17 protein-coding genes and 4 pseudogenes are annotated in these 16,281 nt (G+C 42.2%); 16 read left to right on the plus strand and 5 right to left on the minus strand.

The window, feature by feature from the left end:
* Positions 1 to 110: 110 nt before the first annotated feature.
* The 5 genes and pseudogenes from dsbD to HLH14_RS13780 all read left to right on the plus strand — a co-directional run bounded on the left by dsbD (position 111) and on the right by HLH14_RS13780 (position 4,144).
* Positions 111 to 2,081, plus strand: a complete 1,971-nt coding sequence (dsbD, locus tag HLH14_RS13765) for a protein-disulfide reductase DsbD (RefSeq protein ID WP_171533303.1) — start codon at positions 111 to 113, stop codon at positions 2,079 to 2,081.
* Entirely contained in the window at positions 2,078 to 2,239 is a 162-nt protein-coding gene (locus HLH14_RS16080; RefSeq protein ID WP_235940520.1) for a hypothetical protein, read from the plus strand. The genes dsbD and HLH14_RS16080 overlap by 4 nt, the downstream gene beginning before the upstream one ends.
* 15 nt (positions 2,240 to 2,254) lie before the next feature.
* A pseudogene (locus tag HLH14_RS13770) lies at positions 2,255 to 2,920 on the plus strand (TlpA family protein disulfide reductase); the annotation flags it as partial.
* A gap of 21 nt (positions 2,921 to 2,941) precedes the next feature.
* Entirely contained in the window at positions 2,942 to 3,694 is a 753-nt protein-coding gene (gene dsbG / locus HLH14_RS13775; RefSeq protein ID WP_171533279.1) for a thiol:disulfide interchange protein DsbG, read from the plus strand.
* A gap of 87 nt (positions 3,695 to 3,781) precedes the next feature.
* On the plus strand, positions 3,782 to 4,144 hold the full coding sequence (locus HLH14_RS13780) for a YidH family protein (RefSeq protein WP_067723078.1): 363 nt from the start codon (positions 3,782 to 3,784) through the stop codon (positions 4,142 to 4,144).
* A gap of 28 nt (positions 4,145 to 4,172) precedes the next feature.
* Here the strand turns inward: HLH14_RS13780 and HLH14_RS13785 are convergent.
* The 3 genes and pseudogenes from HLH14_RS13785 to HLH14_RS13795 all read right to left on the minus strand — a co-directional run.
* Positions 4,173 to 4,385 (minus strand): annotated as a pseudogene (locus HLH14_RS13785) (metalloregulator ArsR/SmtB family transcription factor); the annotation flags it as partial.
* A 120-nt stretch (positions 4,386 to 4,505) separates the two neighbouring features.
* Entirely contained in the window at positions 4,506 to 4,856 is a 351-nt protein-coding gene (locus tag HLH14_RS13790; protein WP_235940522.1) for a cupin domain-containing protein, read from the minus strand.
* A 169-nt stretch (positions 4,857 to 5,025) separates the two neighbouring features.
* Positions 5,026 to 5,250: pseudogene (locus tag HLH14_RS13795) on the minus strand (ISNCY family transposase); the annotation flags it as partial.
* 83 nt (positions 5,251 to 5,333) lie between these two features.
* On the opposite strand from HLH14_RS13795, the gene HLH14_RS13800 reads away from it, so the two are divergent.
* Positions 5,334 to 5,591, plus strand: a complete 258-nt coding sequence (locus HLH14_RS13800) for a hypothetical protein (protein ID WP_016165156.1) — start codon at positions 5,334 to 5,336, stop codon at positions 5,589 to 5,591.
* A 205-nt stretch (positions 5,592 to 5,796) separates the two neighbouring features.
* Here HLH14_RS13800 and HLH14_RS13805 read toward each other — a convergent pair whose 3' ends face one another.
* The gene (locus HLH14_RS13805; protein WP_016165158.1) at positions 5,797 to 5,991 is read right to left on the minus strand and encodes a hypothetical protein; all 195 of its coding nucleotides are present in this window, start codon (positions 5,989 to 5,991) and stop codon (positions 5,797 to 5,799) included.
* A gap of 715 nt (positions 5,992 to 6,706) precedes the next feature.
* On the opposite strand from HLH14_RS13805, the gene HLH14_RS13810 reads away from it, so the two are divergent.
* On the plus strand, positions 6,707 to 7,123 hold the full coding sequence (locus tag HLH14_RS13810; protein WP_171533280.1) for a hypothetical protein: 417 nt from the start codon (positions 6,707 to 6,709) through the stop codon (positions 7,121 to 7,123).
* Between the two features lie 183 nt (positions 7,124 to 7,306).
* Positions 7,307 to 7,399: pseudogene (locus HLH14_RS13815) on the plus strand (IS6 family transposase); the annotation flags it as partial.
* A gap of 400 nt (positions 7,400 to 7,799) precedes the next feature.
* Here the strand turns inward: HLH14_RS13815 and pcaU are convergent.
* On the minus strand, positions 7,800 to 8,624 hold the full coding sequence (gene pcaU / locus HLH14_RS13820) for an IclR family transcriptional regulator PcaU (protein ID WP_171533281.1): 825 nt from the start codon (positions 8,622 to 8,624) through the stop codon (positions 7,800 to 7,802).
* Positions 8,625 to 8,900: 276 nt separating this feature from the next.
* On the opposite strand from pcaU, the gene HLH14_RS13825 reads away from it, so the two are divergent.
* From HLH14_RS13825 to pcaH, 8 genes are all read left to right on the plus strand, one after another.
* Entirely contained in the window at positions 8,901 to 9,581 is a 681-nt protein-coding gene (locus HLH14_RS13825; protein ID WP_171533282.1) for a 3-oxoacid CoA-transferase subunit A, read from the plus strand.
* A gap of 13 nt (positions 9,582 to 9,594) precedes the next feature.
* The gene (locus HLH14_RS13830; RefSeq protein ID WP_100355953.1) at positions 9,595 to 10,248 is read left to right on the plus strand and encodes a 3-oxoacid CoA-transferase subunit B; all 654 of its coding nucleotides are present in this window, start codon (positions 9,595 to 9,597) and stop codon (positions 10,246 to 10,248) included.
* A gap of 65 nt (positions 10,249 to 10,313) precedes the next feature.
* Positions 10,314 to 11,519: a 3-oxoadipyl-CoA thiolase gene (gene pcaF, locus HLH14_RS13835; RefSeq protein ID WP_171533283.1), complete on the plus strand. Its 1,206-nt coding sequence runs from the start codon at positions 10,314 to 10,316 to the stop codon at positions 11,517 to 11,519.
* Between the two features lie 22 nt (positions 11,520 to 11,541).
* Positions 11,542 to 12,897 (plus strand): 3-carboxy-cis,cis-muconate cycloisomerase, encoded by a 1,356-nt coding sequence (gene pcaB / locus HLH14_RS13840; protein WP_171533284.1) that lies wholly within the window; start codon positions 11,542 to 11,544, stop codon positions 12,895 to 12,897.
* Between the two features lie 8 nt (positions 12,898 to 12,905).
* Complete coding sequence (gene pcaD / locus HLH14_RS13845; RefSeq protein ID WP_214645443.1) at positions 12,906 to 13,682, plus strand: 3-oxoadipate enol-lactonase; 777 nt, start codon at positions 12,906 to 12,908, stop codon at positions 13,680 to 13,682.
* 42 nt (positions 13,683 to 13,724) lie between these two features.
* Complete coding sequence (locus tag HLH14_RS13850) at positions 13,725 to 15,080, plus strand: 4-hydroxybenzoate transporter PcaK (protein WP_171533286.1); 1,356 nt, start codon at positions 13,725 to 13,727, stop codon at positions 15,078 to 15,080.
* Positions 15,081 to 15,094: 14 nt separating this feature from the next.
* Complete coding sequence (pcaC, locus tag HLH14_RS13855) at positions 15,095 to 15,529, plus strand: 4-carboxymuconolactone decarboxylase (RefSeq protein WP_004694728.1); 435 nt, start codon at positions 15,095 to 15,097, stop codon at positions 15,527 to 15,529.
* A 26-nt stretch (positions 15,530 to 15,555) separates the two neighbouring features.
* Complete coding sequence (gene pcaH / locus HLH14_RS13860) at positions 15,556 to 16,281, plus strand: protocatechuate 3,4-dioxygenase subunit beta (RefSeq protein ID WP_171533287.1); 726 nt, start codon at positions 15,556 to 15,558, stop codon at positions 16,279 to 16,281.

Raw genomic sequence — 16,281 nt, forward strand, 5'->3', positions numbered from 1 at the left:
TCCTATCATTATGGCTCTATTTTATAAATGATTTATCTTATTAATGCTCTCTTAATTTTAGTTTTCCCATAATAGGCACATTCATATTGATGATAACAATTAGGATCATGATGCGCACTTGGTTATCTGGACTCTGTGGGGTACTGACAGCATTGGCGGTGCAAAGTGCATCGGCTGAGTTTTTACCGCCTGATCAAGCCTTTGGTTTTCAGGCGGTGTCTACCCCTCAAGACAAAGCCACCCTGACATGGAAAATTGCCAATGGTTATTATCTGTACCATGATCAGCTTAAAGTGATGGAGGGTGGAAAAACGCTGTCTTTAACACTGCCAAGCCCACAACAAAAAGATGATCCGAATTTTGGCATGACCGAAGTGCATTATGGGCAGGTGCAAACTGCCGTACCGATGCAACCGAATCAAAGTTATAAAATTGAATGGCAGGGCTGTGCCGAAAGTGGCTTATGTTATCCCGTTCAGCGCACCACCATTCACACTGATGCTGATGGATTATTACCTGCAAGTAATATTATAGGACAAGGCCTAGCCCAAAAGAAATTATTAGATTCAGTGGTATCGACTTCGCTGTTGAATGCACCTGTGGAAGATCAGCCAAAGAAAGCCGAGGTGGTTACTGCTGAAACCAAAACGAACAAAGCGGAAGCTGAAAATAACGAGAGCGCTTTAATTACTTCATCTGAAACGACTGTGTTGACTGAGCTCAATGAAGCGAGTGCACCACAGGTACAAGATGCTTTGATCACGCAAGCAAGTTCAGAGCCGAATAATACAATCACTACAACAGTGCCAAATAATCAAAGCGATTGGAATAACGATCAATACTTTTTTAATTTGCTCTCGACGGAAAATATCGCCCTCAATCTTATGATCTTTCTAGGTTTAGGTGTACTCCTCGCATTTTTACCTTGTTCTTTACCACTGATTCCGATTTTATCGAGCATTTTGGTACAACGTCATCGTGGTTACCGTGCAGGCATTATTGCAGGTGTATTCGTGTTGGGTATGGCCTTGGTCTATGCCTTAATCGGCTTGGCAGTGGCAGGGCTTGGTTATAACTTCCAGCGTTGGTTGCAAAGTCCACTGTTTATTGGGCTATTTGCAGTGATGTTTGTGGTGTTTGCGCTCAATTTGTTTGGTGCATTCCAATTTTCTTTACCACAAGGACTGTTACAGCGTTTAGACCAATGGCAACAACGTCAAAAAGGCGGAACGCTGTTGGGCTCGTTTATTATGGGGATAATCTCGGCGCTTATTGTGGGGCCATGTATGAGTGCACCCCTGGCAGGGGCTTTACTCTTTGTAGCTCAATTGCCTGATCCGTGGATGGGGTCGAGCTACTTATTTGTACTGGGTGTGGGTGTGGGTTTACCACTGTTGATTGCCTGTGTATTTGGTGCGCAATATTTACCGAAACCTGGGGTATGGATGGATCGTCTGAAATTCACCTTTGGTTTTGTCATGCTGTTGTTAGCGGTGTATTTCTTACGTCCACTGTTACCAAGTGTTTGGTATTTGCTATTAATGGCAAGCTTGTTCCTTGCGATGAGTGTCTACGTCTTAGTGAAAATGCGACCGTATGCCACCCAACGTTTCAGTCAAGTCTTACTCATTTTGCTCAGCCTAGGTACGGTATTTTTCGCAGGAAGTTATGCACTACAAGCATGGTCGCAATTGAATACCGCACAAGCCTCAGAGCTACTCACATGGCAGAAGGTACGTAACGAAACTGAACTCAAGCAAACACTCGCTGAGGTGCAAGGGCAAGCGGTGTTGATTGATGTGTATGCCGATTGGTGCGTGGCCTGTCAGCCGATTGAAAAAGAGGTGATTCCACGTGCCGATGTACAAGCAGGTTTGGCTAATGTTGCCCTAATTAAATTTGATTTGACCGAATATGAGCCGAGTCAGGATGTGGTATTAAAAGAATGGCAAATCTTAGGGCCACCAACCATGATTTTCTTAAATGCACAACATCAAGAACAGCGTGAAATCCGTTTAACAGGCACCTTTAGTGCTGCGCAACTGATCGCACGTTTACCCCAACAAGGAACAGCACCATGATTTCAAGTGAAGCATTACATATTGGGCCATTGATGTTGCCGGGGGGATTGTTGATCTTACTACTGGCATTGCTGATCACTGTAATGATTGGGCGTAAAGTGGGACAGCAGGCACATTGGTCACAGGAAATTCAACAAAATTTTCAAGATTCGATATAGAGCAGTGTTTGGATCGGTTTAATTGGCGCGCGTCTAGTTTTTATCTGCTTGAACTTTGAGTCTTATATGGCATCGCCAATAGATATCCTAAAAATCCAAGACAAAGGTTTTAGTCTGATTGGTGGTGTAGTCTTCGGTGCGGCATGGTTGTGGTGGAAAAATCCTGCCATTGCTGCGAAAGCCAAAGCGAGCTTTCTCGTTATGTTTGCGGTTTTGTTAGGGACAGGATTTATCACCCAACATGTTCTGCAAAAAGAAACCCATCATCCAGCTTTAAGTTTTGAATCCCTAAAGAGTACAGGTCAAGTTCAGCTGGCTCTTGTGTCAATGCAACAATTTCAAGGACAGCTAACGGTCGTCAATTTATGGGCAAGTTGGTGTCCTCCGTGTCATCGTGAAATGCCTATATTACAGCGTGCTCACGATCAGCATCCTGATATTCATTTTGTCATGTTGAATCAAGGTGAAGATGTCGACACGGTACGAGCTTATCTCTCTAAAAATCAATTCAGTTTTAAACATGTAATGCTCGATACTCAGGGTGAAATGCCGAAAGCAGTAAACAGTTTTGGCTTACCGACCACCTTATTTTTTAATGCACAAGGGGAGTTAATCGAGCGCCATCAAGGCGAACTCAGTCAGGCCATGTTGCAACAATATCTAAATAAAATTAACCCATAAATTGATTATAGGATTTTAGTCATGAATACAATATTTAAAGCGAGTGTACTACTCGGAACTATGCTGACGGTGGCATGTGGTGTGAATGCCGATCCAAATACGATTAAAAAGCAACTGGAAAAAGATGGCTTTGAGTTTGTTAAACAAATTCCTTCACCTGAAGGTTTAACGGGTTGGGTGGGGCATGAAGATCAGTATTCCAATACGGTATTTATCTCCAATGATGACAAATATTATATCAAGGGCGAACTGTTTGATGCGCAAGGGAAAAGCCTTTCCAATGAGCAGATTGAAAAGCATATGAAAAAAGCAGTATTGGACGATGTCTGGAAAACCCTGGAAAAATCGACTTGGATCCAGGATGGTAAGCCAGATGCACCACGTGTGGTCTATGTCTTTTCCGATCCGAATTGTCCATATTGCTATAAATTCTGGCAAGCGGCTCGGCCTTGGGTAGAATCAGGCAAGGTACAGCTGCGTCATATTCAGGTTGGTGTGATCCGTGAAGAAAGCCGTGGCCAGGTGGCAACATTGTTAATGTCGAAAGATCCAGCGGCAGTTTTTAAGGATATGAACAAGAATAAAGGCAAAAAGCAGCTCAAGAAAATGGAAAAGATTCCTGCAGAAATTGCTGCCAAAATTGATGCCAACCAAGCCCTAATGGGGAAATACGGCTTTTTCTCCACACCGTCGATGGCTTGGCGTGACAGCAAAGGCAACTTCCAATCGGCACAAGGCATGCCAGGGGATTTAAAAGAAATCTTTGAAAAATAATGATTATACTCACTCACAAAGCCAACACAAAAACAGTGTGTAGATAATGCTAAGGTGTTGATGATCAACACCTAACAAGGAGGATGAATGTCAAATTTACAAGATCCACGTGTTTTGTTTGCCTTAGAGCGTACTGCACTGGCATGGAACCGTAGTGGTTTGGCACTCATTGCCTTTGGCTTTGTGATTGAAAAATCGAATTTATTGGTGCAGTTGGTTAATCCCGAGCAATATCACAACAAAATTGTCTATGCTCAGTGGCTTGGGATTGCAGTCATTGTATTTGGTATGTTGGTGAACGTAGGTTCTATCCTACAATACCGACATGGACTTCGTTCATTAATGGAACAGGAATTTATAGAAGGTTATCAGACTCAACATCCAGTCTGGCTGAATTTATTTACCATGCTGACGGGAATTTTGCTAATCATCTCGTTTTGGCTTAATTAGGCCGTTCAAGCAAGGTTGAGAGGCGTACTTATTCCTGACAGTACAGTTGATATAAAGTTTGCATAATACCGAGTACTTTAGGGTCAGCCAGTTGGTAAAAAATTTACTTACCTTCACGATGTGTCGAGACAATTTTATTGTTACGTAACACGGTCAGTTGCTGTGAAAGGGTCGGTTGATGAATGTCAGTACAATCTTCAATTTGCTGGATATTTAACTCGCAATTGATCAACACACATAAAAATAAAATCAGAAATGTAGGGAGATACCATTACATTTTGTATTGATTGTAAAAGTGGTAAGTGGACTGCTCCTATTATTCTAGACACGAGACAGCTTCATTTTGAAGACACATTATTGTTCATTTTACCCATACATCTATGGCATGTTGCAGATGACCAGTTTTGACATAAAGAGTTGCACCTGAAGTACCTGCCTGAAATTTAGCAACACTATTGATGGGAAAGCGAGCCCACGAACCTGCTGGATATATTTGAGAGCCGCAAAATAATTGACCTTTGATAATGAACAATTCAATCCCTTGTTCTGATTTCTCTTCGAAAATCTGAGCAGGTTTTAGCTTTTCTAAATAGGTCTGCTCATGTTCCGATTGAAATAGCGGGCATATCATCCGATGTTCGGTAAGCTTCCAATTCGCTGGATCATTGGTATTAATTCGGGTGGACTCTATCTCATGTTCAGTCATTTGCATCAGTTTCACAAAGATTAAACAACCAGCTTTACTGGAAACCCGATGAGTTGAACGATGAGGGTTACGTAAATACCAGCCTGCCTGATAATCATCTTCAGCATTCTCGGTAAAAATGTGTTATTCACCAATTAAAATGTCTATGCGATAAACCATTTAAAATGTCCTGTTTTTAACTACAAGAGTCAAGCACAGGATTTAACTTTCTTTGTTCAATATCGGCTTTCTGAGCTTTACGGCTTGGCATACTTTTCTTGGCCCGGGAATGTTTATTCTGTTTCTCCAACTCTTCATGCTGTTGCTGGATATGCGCCAGAACTGAACCTAATCTTTTATTATCAACGACTTCATTCTGCTGTAGACCAGCCAATTTATTGAGGATGCTGTATAGGCATTTACTCATCGATACTGGTTTTGCTAAGATTGGGTTTATAAGAAGTAAAATGTTCAAAAAATCTAATAAAATTAATGGATATATTTATGAATAAACGGACTGCTTTAGAAATTACCCAAAAGTTACGATCTATTTATGCTCATCAAGTCAGAGTGGCAGAGCTATTCTTAAAAATAGGCGAAGTCTCTAATCTTACCCCTCTAATCCTCACAGGAAATAAAACCGTTTTTTCTTTTAAAGAAACGGGGAAATCTCTCACTAAAATTAAAAAGGAAATTTCTTCTGTGAAAAGTACTTCGCAAGCAGACGAAGTATTGGCAGATATTATTTCTGAGCTGGTATAGTCCCGACAGTAAATAATGAAAAAAGCTGAATTTCCTAATAGGAAATTCAGCTTTTTTTTTACTTTCTAGTGAGACTAATTCTCACTATTACTTCTGTTTTTTAAGCTGCTTTTTGAGCTTATTTAACTTGTTTTTGTGTTTTGAAATCTTTTCAAGACGTGCTTTGATCTTCTGTTTCAAGATTTTAACTTGCTTCGACATGATGTCACTCCTTGGTATGAATATCCGCTGACTGATTTTTTTTCATAAAACTACGGATAAATTTTCTTAATTCTCTAGCGGCACTGGTGTCCATAGCTTCACACAATTGAATGAACTCATCACGTTCAGTGCTGTTAATGCGAATTAAGAGTTGCCCATCTTTTTTGTTGGCCTTTATTTTTTTGGGTTGATCAGTCATAAGATATTTATTCCCAAAGGCACTAAAACAATAAAATGTATATACACTATATATACATTATGAAAACTAAGCAACTATTTAATTTATTGTTTTTTATTAAGAATGTCGTTATTCATGATCTGATGGAAAACCGGACATTTCTATTTATGGTTTACAACTTTAATGAATGGCCTAATGTAATTTTAGAGCACACGCCAAAGTAAGGTCATGCCAGTCAAAATCCTGAACTTTAAATCAATGGTTTAGAAGCCGTGAAACATCATCTTAGCAACGATTAAAACAATTCTTAGATTTATATACGTGACACTAAAAAGCCAGTACATATTGAACTGGCTTTTTTCTCAATTTGTCTAACGTGCGTTATGTAAATTTTAGCAAATCTAAACTGGCAGCCTAACTTAAATAACTGATGTTACGCAATAAGTGTATTTTTGAGCATCTTCGCCACTACATGTTGCGGTCGATTTTTTTAAAATTTACAACATATAGAATGGATGCGTAACATCAGTTAAATAAACTGTCTCCGATATATTTGTCCCAAAATCCTTAAAGATCTGACTGCATATTTTCCCACTGTGGAACAGCATGCCCATCAGAGTGAAACAAAAAAATGAGATTTTATCTCCAAACCCTTTATTATTTTTAAGATCGTATATGATTTTAGAAATTTGAAAGAAACTCAAACTTTAAAATATTCGAATCATGGGGATACAATATGAAAATCAAGTTAATCACGCTGATATTAGCACTATCCGCAGCATCACTGGCAAACGCACATAATCATGAACAGTTAATCAGTAATGATTACCAACTGTTTAGTCCAGAAATCACCTCTAAAATCACTGAGCACAAACCTGTTTCATTAGATTTTATTGCTAGTGCAATTAGCACCCCAACTCAGGCGGTATTAAAAGAAAATTTAGGTGAGACTAAAAACGTCGTAGTGATTAGCGATGCGGAAACCTGGTATTACGGTGTTCAAATCACCGATCAGGCAAATCAAAAATGTTCTGTCTCTTTTATTTTCGACCGTGAAAATGGCAAGTTAAGTACATCGGCAGATCTGGTCAGCTTCCATCCAGTAGAATGTGAATTAGCCGTTGCCCAAAAATTAGAAAAGAAAAATAACTAACTCCAAACCAGACATTAAAAAGCCCGCAAATGCAGGCTTTTTAATTCGTCCAAATTTTCCATATATCACCCTGCCAGAATCCGGTTTAATGACAATTAAATAGAATATTTGAACTCTTATTGGCACTGTTGCAAATAACCACGAATGGTAAGCTGAAGACTGTTTTAGCTAAAGGTGCAGCATGTGAATCCTTTCCATGGTCGGCATTTTCAGGGCTAAATCATTCTTTGGGCTGTGCGCTGGTATTGTAAATATGGCATTAGCTATGATCATCTCTTAATGCATAGCGTTTAGTCATAAAAGTATAATGGGGACAAGACGGTTTTCCTCAAATTAATTGATGACACGCCCTAGGTTAAATACTCTCTATCCTTAATACTAATCAAAAATAGTTTTAGGATAAGTTTTTTCAATGAAAATTATAGTGCATAAGATTAAAAAATATTTTCTAAAAAAATAGCCTATATTTTTAGCCCTTAAATGAATAATGATTCTTTTGTAACTATAGAGCGTAGTTTAAAGTTACATACTTGAGTATTATTTGCAACAGTGCCCAAAAAAGGTGAGAACCGTTTTAGATTTTATATTAAAGGAAATTGGAAGTCCTCCCTATTGGGATAATATCCTTACTTTGAAATCTTAGTATTTGAAATACCGTTAAATTTTAATTGATATATTATAAAATATTACGCAATTCTCGAGCTGTTTCCTGAAGTAAGGGTAGAATATTCTGGATTAAGTATTCTTTGGTTGTTCGTATAGTTGGTGAAACAATGTTTAATGCTGCGATTACTTGAGACTTGTGATCATAAATAGGCACAGCAAGTGCATGTACGCCAAGTTCATGTTCTTCACATGAATAACACCAATCATGTTCTTTTATTTCATACAAAAGCTTTAGAAATGGCTCATTTTCAGTATGCGTATATTTAGTTATTCGTTGTAAAGGATATTTTTCTAACCATTCTTGTTGTTCATTTAGTTCTAAATGTGCTAATAAAATTTTTCCTGCAGAGGTAGCATGTGCAGGTAAACGGTTTCCTAAATGTAAACCATAGGGATTAACGCGGTCTGTTTGTTGATGTGCTGCACTGCGAGCTATCGTAATAGCTTCATATCCATCTAGTACCATAACTGAAAAGATCAAAGAGGTCTGATTGGTTAGCAGATTGAGCAAGGGTTGAGAAATTTTAGGAAGTTGAGCACCACCAAGATAAGAGCCTGAAAATTTCAAAATCTTTGGGGTTAAGTAAAAATAATGACCATCCGATTCTAAATAACCTAAATATTCAAGGGTGAGTAAATGGCGTCGTGCAGCAGCCCGTGTCATGCCGGTGCGTTCTGCAGCCATAGAAATATTTAAACGATGTCGGTCAGTACCAAAGCTGTCCAGAATGGCCATGCCTTTACTGATGCCAGCGACAAAGTCTTCGTGCCGAATATTTTTTTTATTGTCTTGATTGTGCAGCTGCTTTTCGCTGTGTTGTACTGTTTTACTCATACTGACTCTTTCTCCATTTTCTTTCTGTATATTTTTACTATAGCGTGAAACCAGACCGTATTAATCAGATTTTGTGCGATAAATAGATAAAATGTTCGATGATCGAACAAAACATGTAATTACTATCTAGCCCAAAGTAAAGAAATTATAAAGAATGAACGGACAAGGAAATCAAACTAAAAAACTAGGGAATGTCGTTTTAGCTGAATCATCCTCCAGTACAAGTTGGTTTTCTGCGCCTTTTCAAATTTGCATGATGCACAATGGAGTTATCTAATGATAGATAAAAGCGCCGCATCCCTCGCGGAAGTGCTCTCCCAAATCACCGACGGCTCAACCATCATGATTGGTGGTTTTGGTACAGCAGGACAACCTGCTGAACTAATTGATGGCTTAATTCAACTCGGTATTAAAGATCTGACAATTGTCAGCAACAACGCAGGCAATGGCGACTATGGTCTGGCGAAATTACTCAAAGCTGGTGCTGTTAAAAAAGTTATCTGTTCGTTCCCGCGTCAGTCAGATTCTTGGGTTTTCGATGAACTCTATCGCGCAGGCAAAATTGAGTTAGAACTGGTCCCACAAGGCAACTTGGCTTGTCGTATTCAAGCGGCTGGTATGGGCCTAGGTGCAGTGTTCACCCCAACCGGCTATGGCACATTATTGGCTGAAGGCAAAGAAACCCGTCACATCGACGGTAAAGATTATGTACTTGAATATCCAATCAAAGCCGACTTTGCTTTGATTAAAGCCCAGCAAGGCGACCGTTGGGGCAATTTGATTTACCGTAAATCTGCACGGAACTTCGGCCCGATTATGGCGATGGCAGCGGGCGTCACCATTGCTCAAGTCTCTGAAGTGGTGGACTTAGGGGCTTTAGACCCAGAGCACATCATCACCCCTGGGATATTTGTTCAACACGTGGTGCAGGTTCAGCCTGAACCTGTTGCTGTGTAATCTGGAGAACATCATGAGCTATCAAAAACTCAGCCGTAACCAAATTGCAGAACGTGTGGCACAAGATATCCCTGATGGGGCTTATGTCAATTTAGGCATTGGCTTGCCCACCAAGATTGCCAGCTATCTTCCTTCAGACAAGGATGTGTTCTTACATTCTGAAAATGGATTGTTGGCTTTTGGCCCACCACCAGAAAAAGGCCAAGAAGACCCTGAACTGATCAATGCAGGTAAAGAATATGTGACCATGCTGCAAGGCGGCAGCTTTTTCCATCATGGTGATTCTTTTGCCATGATGCGTGGTGGTCACTTAGATATTGCAGTCCTTGGTGCCTTTCAAGTGGCAGCCAATGGTGACTTAGCCAATTGGCATACCGGTGCACCTGATGCGATTCCTGCGGTGGGCGGTGCGATGGACTTAGCCGTTGGTGCCAAGAAAGTCTTTATCACCACCGATCATGTGACCAAACAAGGTGAACCAAAGATTGTGGCTGAACTGAGCTATCCAGCGACAGGTTTGAAGTGTGTAGACCGCATCTACACCGACCTGTGTGTGATTGATGTGACCGCTGAAGGTTTAAAAGTGATTGATAAAGTCGAAGGCTTAAGCTTTGTAGAATTGCAGGCGATGACGGGTGCCACTTTGGTGGATGCGACGCAGGGATAAATGAACCTCATCCTAACGCTCTCCTAAAAGCAGAGGGTTAGGGAGATTCAAAGGGAAAATGAACTATGAAAAATGCTTATATCATCGATGCCATTCGTACTCCATTTGGCCGTTATGCGGGTGGACTCGCAGCAGTACGTGCCGATGACTTGGGTGCAGTGCCGATTCAAGCGCTGATGCAACGTAATCCAAGTGTAGATTGGACCCAAGTCGATGACGTGATCTATGGCTGTGCCAACCAGGCGGGTGAGGATAACCGTAATGTCGGTCGTATGTCAGCATTGCTTGCAGGTTTACCGGTTGAAGTTCCTGCCACGACGGTGAACCGTTTATGTGGTTCATCACTGGATGCCATTGCGATGGCAGCCCGTGCAATTAAAGCGGGTGAAGCGGATCTGATCATTGCAGGTGGCGTGGAAAGTATGTCCCGTGCACCTTTTGTGATGGGCAAATCAGAAACTGCTTATGGGCGTAACCAAAAGATTGAAGACACCACCATGGGCTGGCGTTTTATTAATCCAAAGCTGAAAGCGATGTATGGTGTGGACACTATGCCGCAAACTGCTGAAAACGTGGCAAAACAATTTAATATTGATCGTGCAGATCAAGACCATTTTGCCTTGACAAGTCAACAGCGTACAGCAGTCGCTCAGGCAAAAGGCTTCTTTAAACATGAAATCATCTCCGTGAATATTCCACAGCGTAAAGGTGATCCAATTGTGGTAGATAGCGATGAACATCCACGTGCATCTACCACCTTAGAAGGTTTGGCAAAACTCAAGCCAGTGGTGACAGCAGAGGGCAGCGTCACAGCGGGAAATGCTTCAGGTATCAATGACGGTGCAGCTGCAGTACTGATTGCTTCAGAACAAGCAATTGAACAGTATCAGCTCAAAGCACGTGCCAAAATTATTGCTTCAACGGCAGTGGGTGTAGAACCACGCATCATGGGCTTTGCTCCAGCACCTGCCATTAAAAAGTTATTGAAACAAGCCAATCTGACATTAGAGCAGATGGATGTGATAGAGCTAAATGAAGCTTTTGCAGCACAGGCACTTGCTGTAACACGTGATCTTGGTTTAGCGGATGATACGACACAGGTGAATCCAAACGGTGGCGCAATTGCGATCGGTCATCCACTGGGTGCATCGGGTGCACGTTTGATCACAACGGCATTAAATCAATTAGAACAAACCGGTGGTAAGTATGCCTTGTGTTCAATGTGTATTGGTGTCGGTCAAGGCATTGCAATGATTATTCAGCGCGTTTAAAGCAGATTTAAGGATAGCGATCATGAGCCAGTTATATGCCAGCTTATTTTACCAAAACGAGGTGACTGAAATTTTCAGTGATCGCGCTTTGGTGTCTTACATGATTGAGGCTGAAGTTGCTTTGGCACAAGCGCAGGCTCAGGTTGGTGTCATTCCAGCATCTGCAGCAATCGCAATTTCTCAAATTGCGCAGACCGCGATTGATCAGATTGATTTTGATACTTTAGCCGTGGCAACAGGTTTGGCGGGCAATATCGCGATTCCTTTTGTAAAGCAATTGACTGCGATTGTGAAACAAAGCGATGAAGATGCTGCACGTTATGTGCATTGGGGTGCAACCAGTCAAGACATTTTAGATACTGCTTGTATTTTGCAATGTCGGGCTGCGTTGCAACAGGTTGAATCTTTAATTCATCAATGTTACCGCACTGCATTGACCCAAGCTGAACAATATCGCTCGCAAGTGATGATTGGACGCACGTGGTTGCAGCAAGGTTTACCGATTACTTTAGGGCATAAATTCGCGCGTTGGGCTTCAGCATTTGATCGTGATTTGGCCCGTATTGAATCCATGAAATCACGCGTGTTTACTGCTCAGTTGGGCGGTGCTGTGGGTTCATTGGCATCTTTGCAAAATCAAGGTACTGCAGTTGTGCAAGCATTTTCAGGACAGTTACAGCTTTCAACCCCAAGCTGTACTTGGCATGGTGAGCGGGATCGTATTGTTGAGATTGCGAGTGTTTTAGCCATGGTGACCGGCAGTTTAGGGAAAATGGCGCGTGACTGGTCGTTGATGATGCAAACAGAGATTGCTGAAATCTTTGAACCCACAGCAAAAGGGCGTGGAGGGTCATCGACCATGCCGCATAAACGTAATCCTGTCGCTGCGGCATCCGTTTTGGCGGCGGCCAATCGTGTGCCTGTGTTGATGTCGAGTTTGTACCAGAGCATGGTGCAAGAGCATGAGCGTAGTTTAGGTGGATGGCATGCAGAATGGCTGGCATTGCCTGAAATTTTCCAGCTTTGCGCAGGCGCTTTGGAGCGGACTTTGGACGTTTTACAAGGCATGCAAGTCCATGCGGAAAATATGCAACGCAACTTGGAATGTACCCAAGGCTTAATCATGGCGGAAGCCGTGATGATGGCTTTGGCACCACATATGGGACGCTTACAGGCCCATCATGTGGTTGAAGCTGCATGTAAAACAGCCGTTGAAAAAGCTATTCACTTAAAAGAGGTCATTACTGAACTTGATCGAGTCACAACCTATTTTAGTGCAGCTCAGATTTCAGAAATTTTTGAACCAGCGTCCTATCTAGGCAATATTCAAGATCAGATTGATGCGGTTTTGCAGGAAGCAAAGGGAGAGGCAATGTGAATATCACGATGACCAATCGTCAAGACAAACACTTGGCTGTACAAGTGAGCGGACAAGAAAATGCACCTGTAATTGTATTTTCAAACTCTCTCGGTACCGATAAAGGCATGTGGCAGCCACAAGTTACTGCCTTCGAACAACAGTTCAAAGTAGTGACTTATGACACCCGTGGTCACGGTCAAAGCGATGTAATTGAGGAGACCACTGTACAAAATCTTGCAGAAGATGTAATTGATATTTTAAACGGTTTAAACATTGAAAAAGCACATTTCTGCGGGATTTCAATGGGCGGCATGGCCGCTTTATGGCTTGGTATTCATCATGCAGATCGTTTTCATAGCATAACTGTGGCGAACTCAGCAGCTAAAATCTGGACTGAAGAAGGGTGGAGTGCACGTGCCGATGCCGTAACGGCCAATGGCTTAGCAGATCTGGTAGCGACTACACATGCACGCTGGTTTAGCGAACAGTTTGATTATCAAAACAATACTTTGGTACAGCGCACCATTCAGTCTTTAGCCACTACGCCAGCGCTGGGATATGCAGAATCTTGTCGAGCATTGGCAAAAGCGGATCTGAGCACCGAAATTCAGCAGATTACAGTTCCGACTTTGATCATCGCTGGGGTGTTTGACCCGGTCACTACAGTGGCCGATGGCATCTATATGCAACAACAGATTCAAAATAGTGAATTAGCGTTGATAGATGCATCGCATCTTTCCAATATTGAGCAGCCCGAGCAGTTTACTCAAACCCTCAGTCAGTTTATTGGATCAATTCAATAGTTCAAGAATTTTTAAAAGGACTTTCAGCCCAAGGAGGCAGGTATGGCGTCTCAGGAATACGCTACTCAAAAAACGAGTATAGACGCACAAGCACTGATTAATGATGCACCGATTAGCAAGTATCAGTGGTTGATTGCAATTGTATGTTTTCTCATTGTTTTTGTTGACGGTATTGATACTGCGGCAATGGGTTTTATTGCTCCAGCCTTGGCACAAGACTGGGGGATTGACCGCTCGCAACTGGGTCCAGTCATGAGTGCGGCCTTAGGCGGCATGATTATTGGTGCTTTGGTGTCTGGTCCGACGGCTGACCGCTTTGGACGCAAGATTGTTTTAAGTGTATCGATGCTAATTTTTGGTGGTTTTACTCTTGCATCCGCCTATGCAACTGACCTGAATACCCTGGTGGTCTTGCGCTTCTTAACCGGGATTGGTTTGGGTGCAGCGATGCCAAATGCGACTACGCTATTTTCTGAATATTGCCCACAGCGCTCTCGCTCTTTGCTCGTCACTTGCATGTTCTGTGGTTACAACCTGGGTATGGCAACAGGTGGTTTCATCAGTAGTTGGTTAATTCCGACATTTGGTTGGCACAGCCTATTTTTACTAGGCGGTTGGTCACCACTCATCTTGATGTTAGTCGTGATTTTCTTCCTACCAGAATCCTATCGTTTCTTAATTGTGAAGGGTCGTGATAAGGCAAAAGTACATCAAATTTTGTCACGTATTGCACCGACTCAAGTACAGGGTGCAACCGAGTTTCATGTGCCTGAAGAAGAAACTGACGGTGCCGAGAAGAAAGGCGTGTTTGGCATGTTGTTCTCTCAGAAATATGTCAAAGGTACAGTTTTACTGTGGCTGACTTATTTCATGGGTTTGGTGATGATTTATCTGCTCACCAGTTGGTTACCAACCTTAATGCGTGAAACTGGCGCAACCATGGAACGTGCTGCATTTATCGGTGGTTTATTCCAATTTGGCGGTGTACTCAGTGCTTTATTTATTGGTTGGGCAATGGATCGTTTCAATCCAAACCGTATTATTGCAGGCTTTTACTTTGTCGCTGGGATCTTTGCATTTGCTGTAGGGCAGAGCCTAGCTAACCCGACATTACTTGCCATTTTAGTGCTTTGTGCAGGTGTTGCCATTAATGGTGCACAGTCGGCTATGCCAGCATTGAGTGCTCGTTTTTATCCAACACAATGCCGTGCAACAGGCGTGGCGTGGATGTCTGGGATTGGTCGTTTTGGTGCAGTATTTGGGGCTTGGATTGGCGCAGTTTTACTGGGTAATGACTGGTCATTTACTGCCATTTTAAGTTTGCTGTTAATTCCTGCAACAGCAGCAGCAATCGCTATCTTTGTTAAATCGCTGGTTGCACATACAGATTCGACCTAATTGAGGTGTCCCCAATGAATGATGAACAACGTTATGAACAAGGAATCACCGTACGCACTGAAGTGTTGGGTGAAAAGCATGTCGGTCGTTCACTTGAGAACTTGAATGATTTCAATGCCGACTTCCAAAACTTTATTAGCCGTTTTGCGTGGGGCGAAGTCTGGTCTAGACCGGGCATGCCGCGTCATACCCGTAGCTTAGTCACTATTGCAGTTTTATTAGCACTAGGCCGTGAAGACGAATTGCGTATGCATTTACGTGCTTGTTTTAACAATGGTGTGACCAAGGACGACTTAAAAGAGTTGATTTTGCACTGTTCACTGTATGCAGGTTTACCCGCAGCCAATGCAGCTATGCACATGGCAGAAGAGGTTTTTGCAGATTTGGGCATTGCCCCGCAAAAGCTGAGCGAGCAGCAGCTTAGCCAAGCACAAACGAATCAAGAGTAATGGAACAAGATTAAGAGGGACTTCACATGTCACAACTTATTTTAGGTGCTTATGCACAACGCAATACCGAAGATCATCCGCCAGCATATGCACCCGGCTATAAAACCAGTGTATTACGCTCGCCAAAAAATGCTTTGATTTCGATTGCAGAAACCTTAACTGAAGTGACTTCACCACAGTTTAGTGCGGAGCAGTTTGGACCTAAAGATAATGATTTGATTTTGAACTATGCCAAAGAAGGTTTACCGATTGGCGAGCGCATTATTGTGCATGGCTATGTTCGTGATCAGTTCGGTCGTCCTGTAAAAAATGCTTTGCTAGAAGTGTGGCAAGCCAATGCTTCTGGTCGTTATCGTCATCCAAATGATCAGTTTATTGGTGCAATGGACCCGAACTTTGGCGGCTGTGGACGCATGATGACCGATGCCAATGGCTATTTTGTATTCCGTACCATTAAGCCAGGTCCATACCCTTGGCGTAACCGTATTAATGAATGGCGTCCTGCGCACATCCATTTCTCTTTGATTGCCGATGGTTGGGCGCAACGTCTTATTTCGCAGTTCTACTTTGAAGGCGATACGCTGATTGATTCGTGTCCAATTATTAAAACTATTCCTTCGGAAGAACAACGTCGTGCATTGATTGCCTTGGAAGACAAGAGCAACTTCATTGAAGCAGACAGCCGTTGTTACCGCTTTGACATCACTTTACGTGGTCGTCGTGCGACTTATTTCGAAAATGATTTGACTTAA

The sequence above is a fragment of the Acinetobacter terrae genome (genome assembly GCF_013004375.1).
In the GTDB taxonomy this organism is placed as follows: domain Bacteria; phylum Pseudomonadota; class Gammaproteobacteria; order Pseudomonadales; family Moraxellaceae; genus Acinetobacter; species Acinetobacter terrae.